Annotated in this window: 13 protein-coding genes; all 13 read right to left on the reverse strand. The window is 69.1% G+C overall.

Going from position 1 to position 15,805, the window contains the following annotated elements:
• Window positions 1-61 precede the first annotated feature (61 nt).
• Genes nuoN through ACZ7DE_RS04125 form a run of 13 tightly spaced genes read right to left on the reverse strand, consistent with a single transcriptional unit; the run spans window position 62 to window position 15,799 of the window.
• Window positions 62-1,720: an NADH-quinone oxidoreductase subunit NuoN gene (gene nuoN, locus ACZ7DE_RS04065; protein ID WP_470757624.1), complete on the reverse strand. Its 1,659-nt coding sequence runs from the start codon at window positions 1,718-1,720 to the stop codon at window positions 62-64.
• Window positions 1,717-3,288 carry an NADH-quinone oxidoreductase subunit M gene (locus tag ACZ7DE_RS04070; RefSeq protein ID WP_470757626.1) on the reverse strand — a complete coding sequence of 524 codons (1,572 nt, stop codon included), beginning with the start codon at window positions 3,286-3,288 and terminating at the stop codon, window positions 1,717-1,719. Before ACZ7DE_RS04070 ends, nuoN begins: the two co-directional genes overlap by 4 nt.
• 5 nt (window positions 3,289-3,293) lie before the next feature.
• Window positions 3,294-5,258, reverse strand: a complete 1,965-nt coding sequence (gene nuoL, locus ACZ7DE_RS04075; RefSeq protein ID WP_470757628.1) for an NADH-quinone oxidoreductase subunit L — start codon at window positions 5,256-5,258, stop codon at window positions 3,294-3,296.
• Between the two features lie 15 nt (window positions 5,259-5,273).
• On the reverse strand, window positions 5,274-5,573 hold the full coding sequence (gene nuoK / locus ACZ7DE_RS04080) for an NADH-quinone oxidoreductase subunit NuoK (protein WP_020130147.1): 300 nt from the start codon (window positions 5,571-5,573) through the stop codon (window positions 5,274-5,276).
• A complete protein-coding gene (locus ACZ7DE_RS04085) occupies window positions 5,570-6,412 on the reverse strand; it encodes an NADH-quinone oxidoreductase subunit J (protein ID WP_470757631.1) in 843 nt (280 codons plus the stop codon). Before ACZ7DE_RS04085 ends, nuoK begins: the two co-directional genes overlap by 4 nt.
• Window positions 6,409-7,059: an NADH-quinone oxidoreductase subunit NuoI gene (nuoI, locus tag ACZ7DE_RS04090; protein ID WP_470757632.1), complete on the reverse strand. Its 651-nt coding sequence runs from the start codon at window positions 7,057-7,059 to the stop codon at window positions 6,409-6,411. The genes ACZ7DE_RS04085 and nuoI overlap by 4 nt, the downstream gene beginning before the upstream one ends.
• Complete coding sequence (gene nuoH, locus ACZ7DE_RS04095; RefSeq protein WP_470757634.1) at window positions 7,052-8,413, reverse strand: NADH-quinone oxidoreductase subunit NuoH; 1,362 nt, start codon at window positions 8,411-8,413, stop codon at window positions 7,052-7,054. Before nuoH ends, nuoI begins: the two co-directional genes overlap by 8 nt.
• Entirely contained in the window at window positions 8,410-10,914 is a 2,505-nt protein-coding gene (locus ACZ7DE_RS04100) for an NADH-quinone oxidoreductase subunit G (RefSeq protein ID WP_470757636.1), read from the reverse strand. Before ACZ7DE_RS04100 ends, nuoH begins: the two co-directional genes overlap by 4 nt.
• A complete protein-coding gene (nuoF, locus tag ACZ7DE_RS04105) occupies window positions 10,911-12,263 on the reverse strand; it encodes an NADH-quinone oxidoreductase subunit NuoF (RefSeq protein WP_470757638.1) in 1,353 nt (450 codons plus the stop codon). The genes ACZ7DE_RS04100 and nuoF overlap by 4 nt, the downstream gene beginning before the upstream one ends.
• A complete protein-coding gene (gene nuoE, locus ACZ7DE_RS04110) occupies window positions 12,260-13,132 on the reverse strand; it encodes an NADH-quinone oxidoreductase subunit NuoE (protein ID WP_470757640.1) in 873 nt (290 codons plus the stop codon). Before nuoE ends, nuoF begins: the two co-directional genes overlap by 4 nt.
• Complete coding sequence (locus ACZ7DE_RS04115; protein ID WP_470757642.1) at window positions 13,129-14,469, reverse strand: NADH-quinone oxidoreductase subunit D; 1,341 nt, start codon at window positions 14,467-14,469, stop codon at window positions 13,129-13,131. The genes nuoE and ACZ7DE_RS04115 overlap by 4 nt, the downstream gene beginning before the upstream one ends.
• A complete protein-coding gene (locus ACZ7DE_RS04120; RefSeq protein WP_470757644.1) occupies window positions 14,466-15,248 on the reverse strand; it encodes an NADH-quinone oxidoreductase subunit C in 783 nt (260 codons plus the stop codon). Before ACZ7DE_RS04120 ends, ACZ7DE_RS04115 begins: the two co-directional genes overlap by 4 nt.
• Complete coding sequence (locus tag ACZ7DE_RS04125) at window positions 15,245-15,799, reverse strand: NuoB/complex I 20 kDa subunit family protein (protein WP_423627664.1); 555 nt, start codon at window positions 15,797-15,799, stop codon at window positions 15,245-15,247. The genes ACZ7DE_RS04120 and ACZ7DE_RS04125 overlap by 4 nt, the downstream gene beginning before the upstream one ends.
• Between the last annotated feature and the right edge of the window lie 6 nt (window positions 15,800-15,805).

Raw genomic sequence — 15,805 nt, forward strand, 5'->3', positions numbered from 1 at the left:
GCCTGGGGAACCGGGCCCACCGTACAGACTCGCGCAGGCCGGCGAGGCCTTCGGCAGCCGCTCAGCGAACGAACACTCCCGCCTGGTTGGCCAGGTCCAGGAAGTACTGCGGTGCGACACCGAGCACCAGTGTGACCGCGACGCCCACTCCGATCGCCGCCATCGTCAGCGGCGAGGGAACGGCGACGGTCGGGCCCTCGGGCCGCGGCTCGCTGAAGAACATCAGCACGATCACGCGGATGTAGAAGAAGGCGGCGATCGCCGAAGAGATCACGCCGACCACGACCAGCGGAGCCGCGCCGCCCTCCGCCGCCGCCTTGAACACGGCGAACTTCCCCGCGAACCCGGAGGTCAGCGGGATGCCGGCGAAGGCCAGCAGGAACACCGCGAACACGGCCGCCACCAGCGGCGAGCGCCGGCCGAGCCCCGCCCACTTGGACAGGTGCGTGGCCTCGCCGCCTGCGTCGCGCACGAGGGTGACGACCGCGAACGCGCCGATCGTCACGAACGAGTACGCGGCCAGGTAGAACAGGACAGACGAGACGCCGTCCGGGGTGGTCGCGATGACGCCGGCGAGGATGAATCCGGCGTGCGCGATGGACGAGTACGCCAGCAGCCGCTTGATGTCGGTCTGCGTGATCGCGACGATCGCACCGCCCAGCATGGTGACGATCGCGACGCCCCACATCACCGGCCGCCAGTCCCAGCGCAGGCCGGGCAGGACGACGTAGAGGATCCGCAGCAGGGCGCCGAACGCGGCCACCTTGGTCGCCGCGGCCATGAAACCGGTGACCGGGGTCGGCGCGCCCTGGTACACGTCGGGCGTCCACATGTGGAACGGCACCGCGCCCACCTTGAACAGCAGGCCCATGACGATCATCGCCGCGCCGACGAGGAGCAGCGCGTCGTTGCCCATGGTGTCGGCGAGCGCGGGGTTCACGTTCTGGACGGTGCCGTCGACGACCTGCGCGATGGTCCCGTACGACACCGAGCCCGCGTACCCGTACAGCAGTGCGATGCCGAAGAGGGTGAACGCGGAGGCGAACGCGCCGAGGAGGAAGTACTTGACCGCGGCCTCCTGCGACATGAGCCGCTTGCGGCGGGCCAGCGCGCACAGCAGGTACAGGGGCAGCGAGAAGACTTCCAGGGCGACGAACAGGGTCAGCAGGTCGTTGGCCGAGGGGAAGACCAGCATGCCGGCGACCGCGAACAGCAGCAGCGGGAAGACCTCGGTGGTCGTGAAACCGGCCTTGACCGCTGCCTTCTCGCTGTCGCTTCCCGGCACGGAGGCCGCCTGGGCGGCGAAGGAGTCGACCCGGTTGCCGTGCGTCTCGGGATCGAGCCGCCGTTCGGCGAAGGTGAACAGGCCGACCAGGGCCGCCAGCAGGATGGTGCCCTGCAGGAAGAGAGCCGGTCCGTCGACCGCGATCGCGCCCATGGCCGCGATGCGCGCCTTCGTGGTGCCGTATCCGTCCGCCGCGAGGGCGACCACCGCGGCGAACGCGGCGACCAGGGCGACGACGGACACGAACAACTGTGCGTAGTAGCGGTGCTTGCGCGGCACGAACGCCTCGACCAGCACCCCGACGATCGCCGCGCCCACGACGATCAAGGTGGGCGACAGTTGCCCGTACTCGATCTTCGGGGAGTCGATCTTCGAGATCGGTTCGGTCGCGGCTGCCGCCGTTGTCCACAGGCTGTGGACGGCTGATGCGCTCACTTGGCCGCCTCCACCTCGGGCTGGGGGTCCTTCTTGTGTACGTCGGACAGCGTCTGCTCGACCGCTGGGTTCACGATGTCCGTGACGGGCTTCGGGTAGACGCCCAGGAAGATCAACAGCACGATCAGCGGGGCGACGACCGCGAGCTCACGCGCGCGCAGGTCCGGCATCGCGGAGACCTCGGGCTTCACCGGACCCGTCATCGTCCGCTGGTAGAGCACCAGCGTGTAGAGCGCGGCGAGCACGATGCCGAAGGTGGCGATGATGCCGATCGCCGGGTACCGCGCGAACGTGCCGACCAGGACGAGGAACTCGCTCACGAACGGGGCGAGTCCCGGCAGCGACAGCGTCGCCAGACCGCCGATCAGGAACGTGCCGGCCAGCACCGGGGCGACCTTCTGCACACCGCCGTAGTCGGCGATGAGCCGCGAGCCGCGCCGCGAGATCAGGAACCCGGCGACCAGCATCAGGGCGGCCGTCGAGATGCCGTGGTTGACCATGTACAGCGTCGCGCCCGACTGCCCCTGGCTGGTCATCGCGAAGATGCCCAGGATGATGAACCCGAAGTGCGAGATCGACGCGTACGCCACCAGGCGCTTGATGTCCCGCTGTCCCACGGCCAGCAGCGCCCCGTAGACGATGCTGATCAGCGCGAGGACCAGGATGACGGGCGTCGCCCACTTGCTGGCCTCCGGGAAGAGCTGGAGGCAGAAGCGGAGCATCGCGAACGTGCCCACCTTGTCGACGACCGCCGTGATGAGGACGGCGACCGGGGCGGTCGCCTCCCCCATGGCGTTGGGCAGCCAGGTGTGCAGCGGCCACAGCGGCGCCTTCACCGCGAAGGCGAAGAAGAAGCCGAGGAACAGCCAGCGTTCGGTGTTCGTCGCCATGTCGAGCGTGCCGTTGGCGCGGGCCTCGGCGATCTCCGCGAGCGAGAAGCTCCCGGCGACCACGTACAGGCCGATCACCGCGGCCAGCATGATCAGACCGCCGACCAGGTTGTAGAGGAGGAACTTCACGGCCGCGTACGACCGTTGCGTGGACGCCGTCTCCTCGCCGTGCTCGTGGGCACGGTCCCCGAAGCCTCCGATGAGGAAGTACATCGGGATGAGCATGGCTTCGAAGAAGATGTAGAAGAGGAAGACGTCGGTGGCCTCGAAGGAGAGGATCACCATCGCCTCGACGGCCAGGATCAGGGCGAAGAAGCCCTGCGTGGGCCGCCAGCGCTTGCTGCCCGTCTCCAGCGGGTCGGCGTCGTGCCAGCCCGCGAGGACGATGAACGGGATCAGCAGCGCGGTCAGCGCGACGAGCGCGACCCCGATGCCGTCCACGCCCAGCTCGTACCTGACCCCGAAGTCCGCGATCCAGGAGTGGGATTCGGTGAGCTGGTAGCGGCCGCCGTCCGGGTCGAACCGGACCAGGACCACGATCGCCAGGGCGAGCGTCGCCAGGGAGAACAGCAAAGCCAGCGCTTTGGCGGCGTTGCGCCGGGCGGCCGGGACGGCGGCCGTGGCGACCGCCCCGATCGCCGGGAGCGCCGCCGTCGCTGTCAGCAGAGGAAAGGACATCGGTATCAGACCGCCCTCATCAGCAGGGTCGCGGCGATGAGGATCGCCACACCGCCGAACATCGAGACCGCGTACGACCGCGCGAAGCCGTTCTGCAGTCGGCGCAGCCGCCCGGAGAGGCCGCCGACCGAGGCCGCCGTGCCGTTGACGACGCCGTCGACCAGGGTGTGGTCGACGTAGACCAGGGACCGTGTGAGGTGCTCGCCGCCTCGGACCAGCACGACGTGGTTGAAGTCGTCCTGGAACAGGTCGCGGCGGGCGGCCCGGGTGAGCAGCGACCCGCGCGGAGCGACGACCGGGACGGGCCGGCGGCCGTACTGCGCGTAGGCGACCGCCACGCCGATCACCAGGACCACCATGGTGGACAGGGTGACGGTGAGGGCGCTGACCGGAGAGTCCCCGTGGGAGTGACCGGTGACCGGCTCGAGCCAGTGCAGGAAGCGGTCGCCGATGCTGAAGAACCCGCCGGCGAAGACCGACCCGAAGGCCAGCACGATCATGGGGATCGTCATGATCTTGGGCGACTCGTGCGGGTGCGGCTCCGCGTGCTCGCCCCGGTGCTCGGCGGCGGGCTCCGCGTCGGGCGCCTCGGGGGACCGGGTGGGCCGGTTCTTCCAGCGCTCCTCGCCGAAGAACGTCATCAGCATCACGCGCGTCATGTAGTACGCGGTGATGGCCGCGCCCAGCAGGGCGCAACCGCCGAGGATCCAGCCCTCGGTGCCGCCCTTGGCGAACGCCGCCTCGATGATCTTGTCCTTGGAGAAGAAGCCGGACAGGCCCGGGAAGCCGATGATGGCGAGGTAGCCGAGGCCGAAGGTGACGAAGGTGACCGGCATGTACTTGCGCAGGCCGCCGTACTTGCGCATGTCGACCTCGTCGTTCATGCCGTGCATGACCGAGCCGGCGCCGAGGAACAGCCCGGCCTTGAAGAAGCCGTGCGTCACCAGGTGCATGATCGCGAAGACGTAGCCGATGGGACCGAGACCCGCGGCCAGCACCATGTAGCCGATCTGCGACATGGTCGAACCGGCCAGGGCCTTCTTGATGTCGTCCTTCGCACAACCGACGATCGCACCGAAAAGGAGCGTCACGGCGCCGACGACGGTGACGACCAGCTGTGCGTCGGGAGCCCCGTTGAAGATCGCGGCGGACCGGACGATCAGGTAAACGCCCGCGGTGACCATCGTGGCCGCGTGGATGAGGGCCGAGACCGGGGTCGGGCCCTCCATCGCGTCCCCGAGCCAGGACTGGAGCGGCACCTGGGCGGACTTGCCGCAGGCGGCGAGCAGCAGCATCAGGGCGATGGCGGTCAGCTTGCCCTCGGACGCGTCACCGGCGATGCCGGGCTCGCCCTCCGCCCCGAGCAGCGGGCCGAACGCGAACGTCCCGAAGGTGGTGAACATCAGCATGATGGCGATGGACAGGCCCATGTCGCCGACGCGGTTGACCAGGAAGGCCTTCTTCGCGGCGGTGGCGGCGCTGGGCTTGTGCTGCCAGAAGCCGATGAGCAGGTAGGACGCCAGACCGACGCCCTCCCAGCCGACGTACAGCAACAGGTAGTTGTCGGCGAGGACGAGCAGCAGCATCGCCGCGAGGAACAGGTTCAGATAGCCGAAGAAGCGGCGGCGCCGCTCGTCGTGCTCCATGTACCCGACCGAGTACAGGTGGATCAGCGAGCCGACGCCCGTGATCAGCAGCACGAACGTCATCGACAACTGGTCGAGACGGAAGGCGACGTCCGCCTGGAAGCCCTCGACCGGGATCCAGCTGAACAGGTGCTGCGTCAGCGTCCGGTCTTCGGCGCCCCTGCTCAACAGGTCGCCGAACAGGACGAGACCGAACACGAAGGAGACGGTCGACAGGAGCGTGCCGATCCAGTGGCCGACGGCGTCGAGCCGACGGCCGCCGACCAGAAGGACGGCCGCTCCGAGCAGGGGCGCCGCGATCAGCAGCGCAATCAGGTTCTCCACGATTCTTCCGACCCCTTACAGCTTCATCAGGCTGGCGTCGTCGACCGAGGCCGAGTGGCGGGACCGGAACAGCGACACGATGATCGCGAGTCCGACCACGACCTCCGCGGCGGCGACGACCATCGTGAAGAAGGCGATGATCTGGCCGTCGAGATTGCCGTGCATCCGCGAGAAGGTGACGAACGCGAGGTTGCAGGCGTTCAGCATGAGCTCGATGCACATGAAGACGACGATCGCGTTGCGCCTGATCAGCACGCCCGTCGCACCGATCGTGAACAACAGGGCCGCGAGGTAGAGGTAGTTGACGGGGTTCACTTCGACGCCTCCTCGGTCCGCTTCAGGTGCGGCGGCTCGATCGCGGTGCGCTCCAGGCGCTCCGCGGCGCGCTGTTCCAGGGCCTTGAGGTCGTTGAGCGCCTCGGTCGACACGTCCCGCACCTGTCCGCGCTCGCGCAGCGTCTTGCTGACCGTGAGCTCGGACGGCGTTCCGTCGGGCAGCAGGCCCTGGACGTCCACGGCGTTGTGCCGCGCGTACACGCCGGGAGCCGGCAGCGGCGGCACGTGCTTGCCCTCACGCACGCGCTGCTCGGCCATCTCACGCTGGGTCTTGGCACGCTCGGTGCGCTCACGGTGGGTGAGCACCATGGCGCCGACGGCGGCCGTGATCAGCAGGGCGCCGGTGATCTCGAACGCGAAGACGTACTTGGTGAAGATGAGAGTGGCGAGGCCCTCGACATTGCCGTGGGCGTTGGCGTCGGCGAGTCCGTCGAACTCCGTCAGGGAGGCGTTGCCGATGCCGCCGATCAGCAGGATGCCGAAGCCGAGGCCGCTGAGAAGGGCCAGCCAGCGCTGGCCCTTGATGGTCTCCTTCAGCGAGTCCGCCGCGGTGACGCCGACGAGCATCACCACGAACAGGAACAGCATCATGATCGCGCCGGTGTAGACGACGATCTGCACGATGCCCAGGAAGTAGGCGCCGTTGGCGAGGTAGAAGACCGCCAGGACGATCATGGTGCCGGCGAGACAGAGCGCGCTGTGCACGGCCTTCTTCATGAAGACGGTGCACAGGGCGCCGATCACCGCGACGGTGCCGAGCACCCAGAACTGGAAGGCCTCACCGGTGGAGGTGGAGTAGGCGGCGAGCTGCGCGCTCATCGGCGGATCACCTCCTCGGAGGCGGGCTCGTCCGCACCGGAGGTGGAGGCGGCGTCCTGCGGGACCTCACCCTTGGAGACGGCCACCTGGCGCTCCGTGCCGGGCGCGGCCTCCGTCACCAGACCCCGGTAGTAGTCCTGTTCGTCCGTGCCGGGGTAGATGGCGTGGGGAGAGTCCACCATGCCGTCGTCGAGGCCGGCGAGCAGCTGCTCCTTGGTATAGATCAGGTTGGCTCGGCTGGAGTCGGCGAGCTCGAACTCGTTCGTCATCGTCAACGCGCGCGTGGGACAGGCCTCGATGCACAGGCCGCACAGGATGCAACGGGCGTAGTTGATCTGATAGACGCGCCCGTACCGTTCGCCCGGCGAGTAGCGCTCCTCGTCGGTGTTGTCCGCGCCCTCCACGTAGATGGCGTCGGCCGGGCAGGCCCAGGCGCACAGCTCACAGCCGACGCACTTCTCCAGGCCGTCCGGATGGCGGTTGAGCTGGTGCCGTCCGTGGAACCGGGGAGCTGTGGTCTTCTCCTGCTCCGGGTACTGCTCGGTCAGCCGCTTCTTGAACATGGCCTTGAAGGTCACGCCGAAGCCGGCCACGGGGTTCTGGAAGCCGGGCGTCGTCTGCCCGGCCTCCTTGGGCTCCTCAGCCATCGGACGCCTCCTTTCCATCCAGCGATCCGTCACTCACAGTGTCCACTCCGCCACTGACAATGAGCTCCCGCTCCCGGCGCGGACTGCGCCTGGGCACCGGCGGAAGCTCCTGGCCGGGCAGCGGCGGCACGGGGAATCCGCCCGCCATCGGGTCGAAGCCGGCGGGCTCGGCGGGTGCCTGAGCGTCCTTCCCGCCGTTGCGGAACATGTCCACGACGAAGGAGAGCAACAGCAGGGCCAGGACCCCACCGCCGACGTAGAGGGCGATGTCGGTGAAGTCGTAGTTCTCGTTGCGCAGCGTCCGTACGGTCGCCACCAGCATCAGCCAGGTCACCGAGACGGGGATGAGGACCTTCCAGCCGAGCTTCATCAGCTGGTCGTAGCGGACGCGCGGCAGCGTGCCGCGCAGCCAGATGAAGAAGAACAGCAGCAACTGGACCTTGACGACGAACCAGAGCATCGGCCACCAGCCGTGGTTGGCGCCCTCCCAGAAGGCGCTGATCGGCCAGGGGGCCCGCCAGCCGCCGAGGAAGAGGGTGGTCGACACGGCGGAGACCGTCACCATGTTCACGTACTCGGCGAGCATGAACATCGCGAACTTGATCGACGAGTACTCGGTGTTGAAGCCGCCGACCAGGTCGCCCTCGGACTCGGGCATGTCGAAGGGGGCGCGGTTGGTCTCACCGACCATGGTGACGACGTAGATGATGAAGGAGACCGGCAGCAGGAGGATGTACCAGCGGTCGTGCTGCTGCTCGACGATCGTCGACGTCGACATGGACCCCGAGTAGAGGAACACCGAGGCGAACGCGGCGCCCATGGCGATCTCGTAGGAGATCATCTGCGCGCAGGACCGCAGGCCTCCCAGCAGCGGGTAGGTGGAGCCGGAACTCCAGCCCGCCAGCACGATGCCGTAGATGCCCACCGAGGCGATCGCCAGGACGTAGAGCATCGCGATCGGCAGGTCGGTGAGCTGCATCGTGGTGCGCTGACCGAAGATCGAGATCTCGTTGTCGGCCGGGCCGAACGGGATCACCGCGATCGCCATGAAGGCCGGGATGGCCGCGACGATCGGCGCGAGGACGTACACCACCTTGTCCGCGCGTTTGACGATGACGTCTTCCTTCAGCATCAGCTTGATGCCGTCGGCGAGCGACTGCAGCATGCCCCAGGGGCCGTGCCGGTTGGGGCCGATGCGCAACTGCATCCAGGCGACGACCTTGCGCTCCCACACGATGGAGAACAGCACGGTCACCATCAGGAAGGCGAAGCAGAAGACGGCCTTGACGACGACCAGCCACCAGGGGTCGCGGCCGAACATCGAGAGGTCTTCAGCGGCGAGGTACGGGCTCATGCCTCCACCTCCTTGGGGGCGTCGGCGGTGGGCGTCGCCGGGCCGATGCGGACGAGAGAGCCGGGCGTGGCCCCGGAGTCGGATGCGACGCCACCACCCGTGGAGTTCAGCGGGAGCCAGACCACCCGGTCGGGCATCTCGGTGATCTGCAGCGGGAGTTCGACCACTCCGGCGGGTCCGGTCACGGCGAGCACGTCGCCGCCCTTGACGCCGGCTTCGGCGGCCGTCGCGGGCGACACACGCGCGCGTGCGGCGTGCCGGGTCCCGGCGAGCGCCTCGTCGCCCTGCTGGAGGACGCCCTGGTCGAGCAGCAGGCGGTGTCCGGCGAGGACGGCCTCTCCGGCAGCGGGCCGCGGCAGCTGAGCGGCCGTCTCCAGGGGGTCGGCGGCCCGGGGACCGTCCCAGGCGCCGAGCCGGTCGAGCTCCCCGCGCGCGGTGCGCAGGTCCGGCAGCCCGAGATGGACGTCCATGGCGTCGGCGAGCATCTGCAGCACGCGTGCGTCGGCGGGCGCCGGGCGGCGGGTCATCTGGTCGGGCTTCAGCGCGGCCTCGAAGAAGCGGACCCGGCCCTCCCAGTTCAGGAAGGCGCCCGCCTTCTCGGCGACCGCGGCCACCGGCAGGACGACGTCGGCGTGCTCGGTGACCTCTCCGGGCCGCAGTTCCAGCGACACCACGAAGCCGGCCTCGGCCAGCGCCTCACGCGCGCGTGCCGGATCGGGCAGATCCGCGACCTCGACGCCCGCGACGAGCAGCGCCTGGAGTTCGCCGGACACGGCGGCCTCGACGATCTGCCCGGTGTCCCGGCCGTAGCGGTGCGGGAGTTCGGCCAGGCCCCAGGCCGCGGCGACCTCCTCACGCGCGCGTGGGTCGGTGGCCGGACGACCGCCCGGCAGCAGCGACGGCAGCGCGCCCGCCTCGATCGCGCCCCGCTCCCCCGCCCGGCGCGGAATCCACACCAGGCGGGCGCCGGTCGCCGCGGCGGCCCGCGCCGCGGCGGTGAGACCGCCGGCCACACTGGCCAGCCGCTCCCCGACGACGATCACGGCGCCCTCGGCCCGCAGCGCCTCGGCGGCCTTGCCTCCCGCGTTCTCCAGGTCGGCACCGCTCGCGAGCGCGTCCAGCCACTCCGTCTCCGTGCCCGGAGCGGCCGGCAGCAGCGTGCCGCCCGCCTTCTCCAGACCCCGGGTGGCGTGCGTGGCCAGCGAGAACACCCGCTGCCCGTGCTTGCGCCAGGCCTTGCGCAGCCTCAGGAAGACGCCGGGCGCCTCCTCCTCCGACTCGAAGCCGGCCAGCAGGACCGCGGGCGCCTTCTCCAGGAAGGCGTAGGTGACGCCCGTCCCGTCGAGGTCACGGCCGCGGCCGGCCACGTGGGCGGCCAGGAAGTCGGCCTCCTCGCTGCTGTGCACGCGCGCACGGAAGTCGATGTCGTTGGTGTCGAGCGCCACGCGCGCGAACTTGCTGTAGGCGTAGGCGTCCTCGATGGTGAGGCGGCCGCCGGTCAGGACGCCGGTCCGCCCGCGCGAGGCCAGCAGCCCCTGGGCGGCGATCTGCAGCGCCTCCGGCCAGGAAGCCGGCACGAGGTCGCCCTCGGCGTTGCGCACCAACGGCGTTTCGAGCCGGTCCCGCTGCTGGGCGTACCGGAACGCGAACCGCCCCTTGTCGCAGATCCACTCCTCGTTGACCTCGGGGTCGTTTGCGGCCAGGCGCCGCATGACCTTGCCGCGCCGGTGGTCGGTGCGGGTGGCGCAGCCGCCGGAGCAGTGCTCGCAGACCGACGGCGAGGAGACGAGGTCGAAGGGCCGGGAGCGGAATCGGTACGCCGCCGAGGTCAGCGCGCCGACGGGGCAGATCTGGATGGTGTTGCCGGAGAAGTACGACTCGAAGGGGTCGCCCTCGCCGGTGCCCACCTGCTGCAGCGCGCCCCGCTCGATCAGCTCGATCATCGGGTCGCCGGCGACCTGGTTGGAGAACCGGGTGCAGCGCGCGCACAGCACGCACCGCTCGCGGTCGAGGAGCACCTGCGTCGAGATCGGGACGGGCTTCTCGTACGTGCGCTTGCGGCCCTCGAACCGGGAGTCGGCCTGGCCGTGCGACATGGCCTGGTTCTGCAGGGGGCACTCGCCGCCCTTGTCGCAGACCGGGCAGTCCAGCGGGTGGTTGATGAGGAGCAGCTCCATCACGCCGTGCTGCGCCTTCTCGGCCACGGGGGAGGTGAGGTGGGTCTTCACCACCATGCCGTCCGTGCACGTGATGGTGCACGACGCCATGGGCTTGCGCTGGCCCTCGACCTCGACGATGCACTGCCGGCAGGCGCCGGCCGGATCGAGAAGGGGATGGTCGCAAAAGCGCGGGATCTCGATGCCGAGCTGCTCGGCGGCCCGGATGACCAGGGTGCCCTTGGGCACGCTGATCTCGGCGCCGTCGATGCTGAGCGTGACGAGATCCTCCGGCGGGACCGCCGCCTCGCCGCCCCCGGAGGGAGCGCTGGTGGTCACCGTCATGCGTTCACCTCCGTGTGCTTGTCCGCCCATGCCGTCGACTTGGCGGGGTCGAAGGGGCAGCCGCGGCCCGTGATGTGCTGCTCGTACTCCTCGCGGAAGTACTTGAGCGAGGAGAAGATCGGCGAGGCGGCGCCGTCGCCGAGGGCGCAGAAGGACTTGCCGTTGATGTTGTCGGCGATGTCGTTGAGCTTGTCGAGATCGGACAGGGCGCCCTTGCCCGCCTCGATGTCCCGCAGCAGCTGGACGAGCCAGTACGTGCCCTCGCGGCACGGGGTGCACTTGCCGCAGGACTCGTGGGCGTAGAACTCGGTCCAGCGGGTCACGGCTCGCACGACGCAGGTCGTCTCGTCGAAGCACTGCAGGGCTTTCGTGCCGAGCATGGAACCCGCGGCGCCCACTCCTTCGTAGTCAAGAGGGACGTCGAGGTGCTCGTCGGTGAACATCGGCGTCGAGGAGCCGCCGGGCGTCCAGAACTTGAGCCGGTGCCCGGGTCGCATTCCGCCGCTCATCTCGAGGAGCTGGCGGAGGGTGATGCCGAGCGGGGCCTCGTACTGGCCGGGGCTGGCGACATGGCCGCTGAGCGAGTAGAGCGTGAAGCCCGGGGACTTCTCGCTTCCCATCGACCTGAACCATTCCTTGCCGTTTTTCAGGATCGCGGGAACTGACGCGATCGACTCGACGTTATTCACCACAGTCGGGCACGCGTAGAGGCCCGCGACCGCAGGAAAGGGGGGACGAAGCCGCGGTTGACCACGGCGGCCTTCGAGCGAGTCGAGCAGTGCGGTCTCCTCACCGCAGATGTACGCGCCGGCGCCGGCGTGCACGGTGAGTTCGAGGTCGAGTCCGCTGCCCAGGATGTTCTCGCCGAGGTAGCCCGCCGCGTAGGCCTCGCGCACGGCCTCGTGCAGCCGCCGCAGAACAGGGACGACTTCACCACGCAGATAGATGAAGGCATGCGAAGACCTGATGGCATAACACGCGATCACAATGCCCTCGATGAGGCTGTGCGGGTTCGCGAAGAGGAGCGGGATGTCCTTGCAGGTCCCGGGCTCCGATTCGTCGGCGTTGACAACTAGATAGTGCGGTTTTCCATCCCCCTGGGGAATGAACTGCCATTTCATTCCCGTCGGGAATCCCGCGCCGCCTCGCCCTCGCAGACCGGAGTCCTTGACGAACGCGATCAGGTCGTCCGGCGACATGGCGAGCGCCTTGCGGAGGCCCTCGTATCCCTCGTGCCTTCGGTAGACGTCGAGACTCCAGGACCTGTCCTCGTCCCAGAAGGCCGACAGCACGGGTGCGAGCAGCTTCTCGGGGCTGTTGCCCTTCAGCTCGGGTGCCAAGGTCATCACTCCCCCTCCTCGGCGGTAGGCCCTGCCGGGTGGGCCGGGTCGGAGGCCGACGTCTCCTGCGGCGCGTCGTGCGAACTCAGGTGCTCGGTGGGCGAGGGCCGGTGCACCGCCCGGTCATGCGGCTCGTCGTGCGGCCCGCCGTCTCGCGGGTGGACCACGCGCGCGGGTGCGGTCTCTCCCCTTGCCAGGCGAAGACCCACCAGTGACGCCGGTCCCGCACTGCCGCTCGCCTCGACCGCGCCGTCCCGCTCGTCGGGGAAGCCCGCCAGGATCCGGGCGGTCTCCTTGAAGGTGCACAGCGGCGCACCGCGCGTGGGGGAGACGGTGCGTCCGGTCCGCAGGTCGTCCACCAGGTGCTTGGCGCTCTGCACGGTCTGGTTGTCGAAGAACTCCCAGTTGACCATCACGACCGGCGCGAAGTCACAGGCCGCGTTGCACTCGATGTGCTCCAGAGTGATCTTTCCGTCGTCGGTGGTCTCACCGTTGCCGACACCCAGGTACTCCTGGAGCTCCTCGAAGATCGCGTCGCCGCCCATCACCGCGCACAGGGTGTTGGTGCAGACGCCCACCTGGTAGTCACCGCTGGGGCGGCGCCGGTACATGGTGTAGAAGGTGGCGACGGCGGTGACCTCGGCCGTGGTCAGGTCCAGCACGTCCGCGCAGAACTGCATTCCGGTGCGCGTGACGTGTCCCTCCTCCGACTGCACCAGGTGCAGCAACGGCAGGAGCGCGGACCGGGAGTCGGGGTAGCGGGCGATGATCTCGCGCGCGTCCGCCTCCAGCCGGGCTCGGACGTCGTCCGGGTAGGCGGGCGCGGGCAGTTGGGGCATGCCCAGGCTGACGCCCCGCTCGGAAGAAGAGGTGGTCACCGGTCGACGCCTCCCATCACGGGGTCGATGGACGCGACGGCGACGATGACGTCGGCGACCTGGCCGCCTTCGCACATCGCCGCCATGGCCTGCAGGTTGGTGAAGGACGGGTCCCTGAAGTGGACCCGGTAGGGGCGGGTGCCTCCGTCGGACACGGCGTGCACCCCGAGCTCGCCCTTGGGCGACTCGACCGCCGTGTACGCCTGTCCCGGCGGAACGCGGAAGCCCTCGGTGACCAGCTTGAAGTGGTGGATCAGGGCTTCCATGGAGGTGCCCATGATCTTCTTGATGTGGTCGAGGGAGTTGCCGAGACCGTCGGGGCCCAGGGCGAGCTGGGCGGGCCAGGCGATCTTCCGGTCGGCGACCATGACCGGGCCGGGCTGGAGCCGGTCCAGGCACTGCTCCACGATCCGCAGCGACTGCCGCATCTCCTCCAGGCGGACGAGGAAGCGGCCGTAGGAGTCGCAGGAGTCGGCGGTCGGGACGTCGAAGTCGTACGTCTCGTAATCGCAGTAGGGCTGTGCCTTGCGCAGGTCGTGCGGGAGGCCGGTGGAGCGCAGGATCGGGCCGGTGGCGCCGAGGGCCATGCAGCCGGCCAGGTCGAGATAGCCGACGTCCTGCATACGGGCCTTGAAGATGGGGTTCCCGGTGGCGAGCTTGTCGTACTCGGGGAGGTTCTTCTTCATCTTCTTCACGAACTCGCGGATCTGGTCCACCGCGCCGGGCGGCAGGTCCTGGGCGAGTCCGCCGGGGCGGATGTACGCGTGGTTCATCCGCAGGCCCGTGATGAGCTCGTAGATGTCGAGAATCATTTCACGATCGCGGAATCCGTAGATCATGATCGTGGTGGCGCCGAGCTCCATGCCGCCGGTGGCGATGCACACCAGGTGCGAGGACATCCGGTTCAGCTCCATCAGGAGCACCCGGATGATCTTGGCTCGCTCGGTGATCTGGTCCTCGACGCCGAGGAGCTTCTCCACGGCCAGGCAGTACGCGGTCTCGTTGAAGAAGGACGTCAGGTAGTCCATGCGCGTCACGAACGTGGTGCCCTGCGTCCACGTGCGGTACTCGAGGTTCTTCTCGATGCCCGTGTGGAGGTAGCCGATGCCGCAGCGGGCCTCGGTGACCGTCTCTCCCTCGATCTCCAGGATGAGGCGGAGCACCCCGTGGGTGGAGGGGTGCTGGGGGCCCATGTTGACGACGATGCGCTCGTCGTCGGCCCGGGCAGCGGACTGGACGACCTCGTCCCAGTCGCCACCGGTGACCGTGTATACGGCGCCCTCGGTGGTCTCGCGCGCCGAAGCGGCCGAGGCCGCGGATTCTGACTGCGTGCTCACGAGTACGACCTCCGCTGGTCCGGAGCCGGGATCTGGGCGCCCTTGTACTCGACGGGGATGCCGCCGAGGGGGTAGTCCTTGCGCTGCGGATGGCCCTGCCAGTCGTCCGGCATCATGATCCGCGTCAGGGCCGGGTGACCGTCGAAGACGATCCCGAAGAAGTCGTAGGTCTCGCGCTCGTGCCAGTCGTTGGTCGGGTAGACGGAGACCAGGGACGGGATGCGCGGGTCGGCGTCCGGCGCGCTGACTTCCAGGCGGATCAGCCGGTTGTGGGTGATCGAGCGCAGGTGGTAGACGGCGTGCAGCTCGCGGCCCTTGTCGTTCGGGTAGTGGACGCCGCCGACGCCGGTACAGAGTTCGAAGCGCAGGGCCGGGTCGTCGCGCAGGGTGCGGGCGACGCGCAGCAGGTGCTCGCGCTCGACGTGGAAGGTGAGCTCGCCGCGGTCGACGACCGTCTTCTCGATCGCGTTCTCGGGCAGGAGGCCCTGCTCCTCCAGCGCGCCCTCGAGTTCGTCGGCGACCTCGTCGAACCAGCCGCCGTAGGGCCGGCTCGCCGCCCCCGGGAGCCGGACCGAGCGGACCAGGCCGCCGTAGCCGGACGTGTCGCCGCCGTTCTCGGCGCCGAACATGCCGCGCTGGACGCGGACCTCCTCCCCGCCCTCGCCGCGCTGGCCGGGGAGGTTGGAGGCGGAGAGATCCTTCTCGGGGTTCACCCCGTTCGACCCGTTCACCCCGTTCGAGGAGCCGTTCGCGCCATGGGTGCCGTTCGCGTCGCTCACCGCAGCAGCCCCTTCATCTCGATCGTGGGCAGGGCCTTGAGCGCCGCTTCCTCCGCCTCGCGGGCCGCCTCCTCGGCGTTCACGCCCAGCTTGGTGTTCTGGATCTTGTGATGGAGCTTGAGGATCGCGTCCATCAGCATCTCGGGGCGCGGCGGGCAGCCCGGGAGATAGATGTCGACGGGGACGATGTGATCGACGCCCTGGACGATCGCGTAGTTGTTGAACATGCCGCCGGAGGAGGCGCACACGCCCATGGAGATGACCCACTTGGGGTTCGGCATCTGGTCGTAGACCTGCCGCAGCACCGGCGCCATCTTCTGGCTCACCCGGCCGGCGACGATCATCAGGTCCGCCTGGCGGGGCGAACCGCGGAAGACCTCCATGCCGAAGCGCGCCAGGTCGTAGCGGCCCGCGCCGGTGGTCATCATCTCGATGGCACAGCAGGCGAGGCCGAACGTGGCGGGGAAGACGGACGCCTTGCGCACCCAGCCCGCGGCCTGCTCGACGGTGGTCAGCAGAAAGCCGCTCGGCAGCTTTTCTTCGAGTCCCATGACTAA

It is taken from the genome of Streptomyces sp. NPDC037083, assembly GCF_055606485.1.

Bases quoted from the DNA above. Each gene is read 5' to 3' on its own strand.
- ACZ7DE_RS04070 (WP_470757626.1), bottom strand. From the start codon at position 3,288: ATGTCCTTTCCTCTGCTGACAGCGACGGCGGCGCTCCCGGCGATCGGG.
- ACZ7DE_RS04085 (WP_470757631.1), bottom strand. From the start codon at position 6,412: ATGAGCGCGCAGCTCGCCGCCTACTCCACCTCCACCGGTGAGGCCTTC.
- nuoI (WP_470757632.1), bottom strand. From the start codon at position 7,059: ATGGCTGAGGAGCCCAAGGAGGCCGGGCAGACGACGCCCGGCTTCCAG.
- nuoH (WP_470757634.1), bottom strand. From the start codon at position 8,413: ATGAGCCCGTACCTCGCCGCTGAAGACCTCTCGATGTTCGGCCGCGAC.
- ACZ7DE_RS04100 (WP_470757636.1), bottom strand. From the start codon at position 10,914: ATGACGGTGACCACCAGCGCTCCCTCCGGGGGCGGCGAGGCGGCGGTC.
- ACZ7DE_RS04125 (WP_423627664.1), bottom strand. From the start codon at position 15,799: ATGGGACTCGAAGAAAAGCTGCCGAGCGGCTTTCTGCTGACCACCGTC.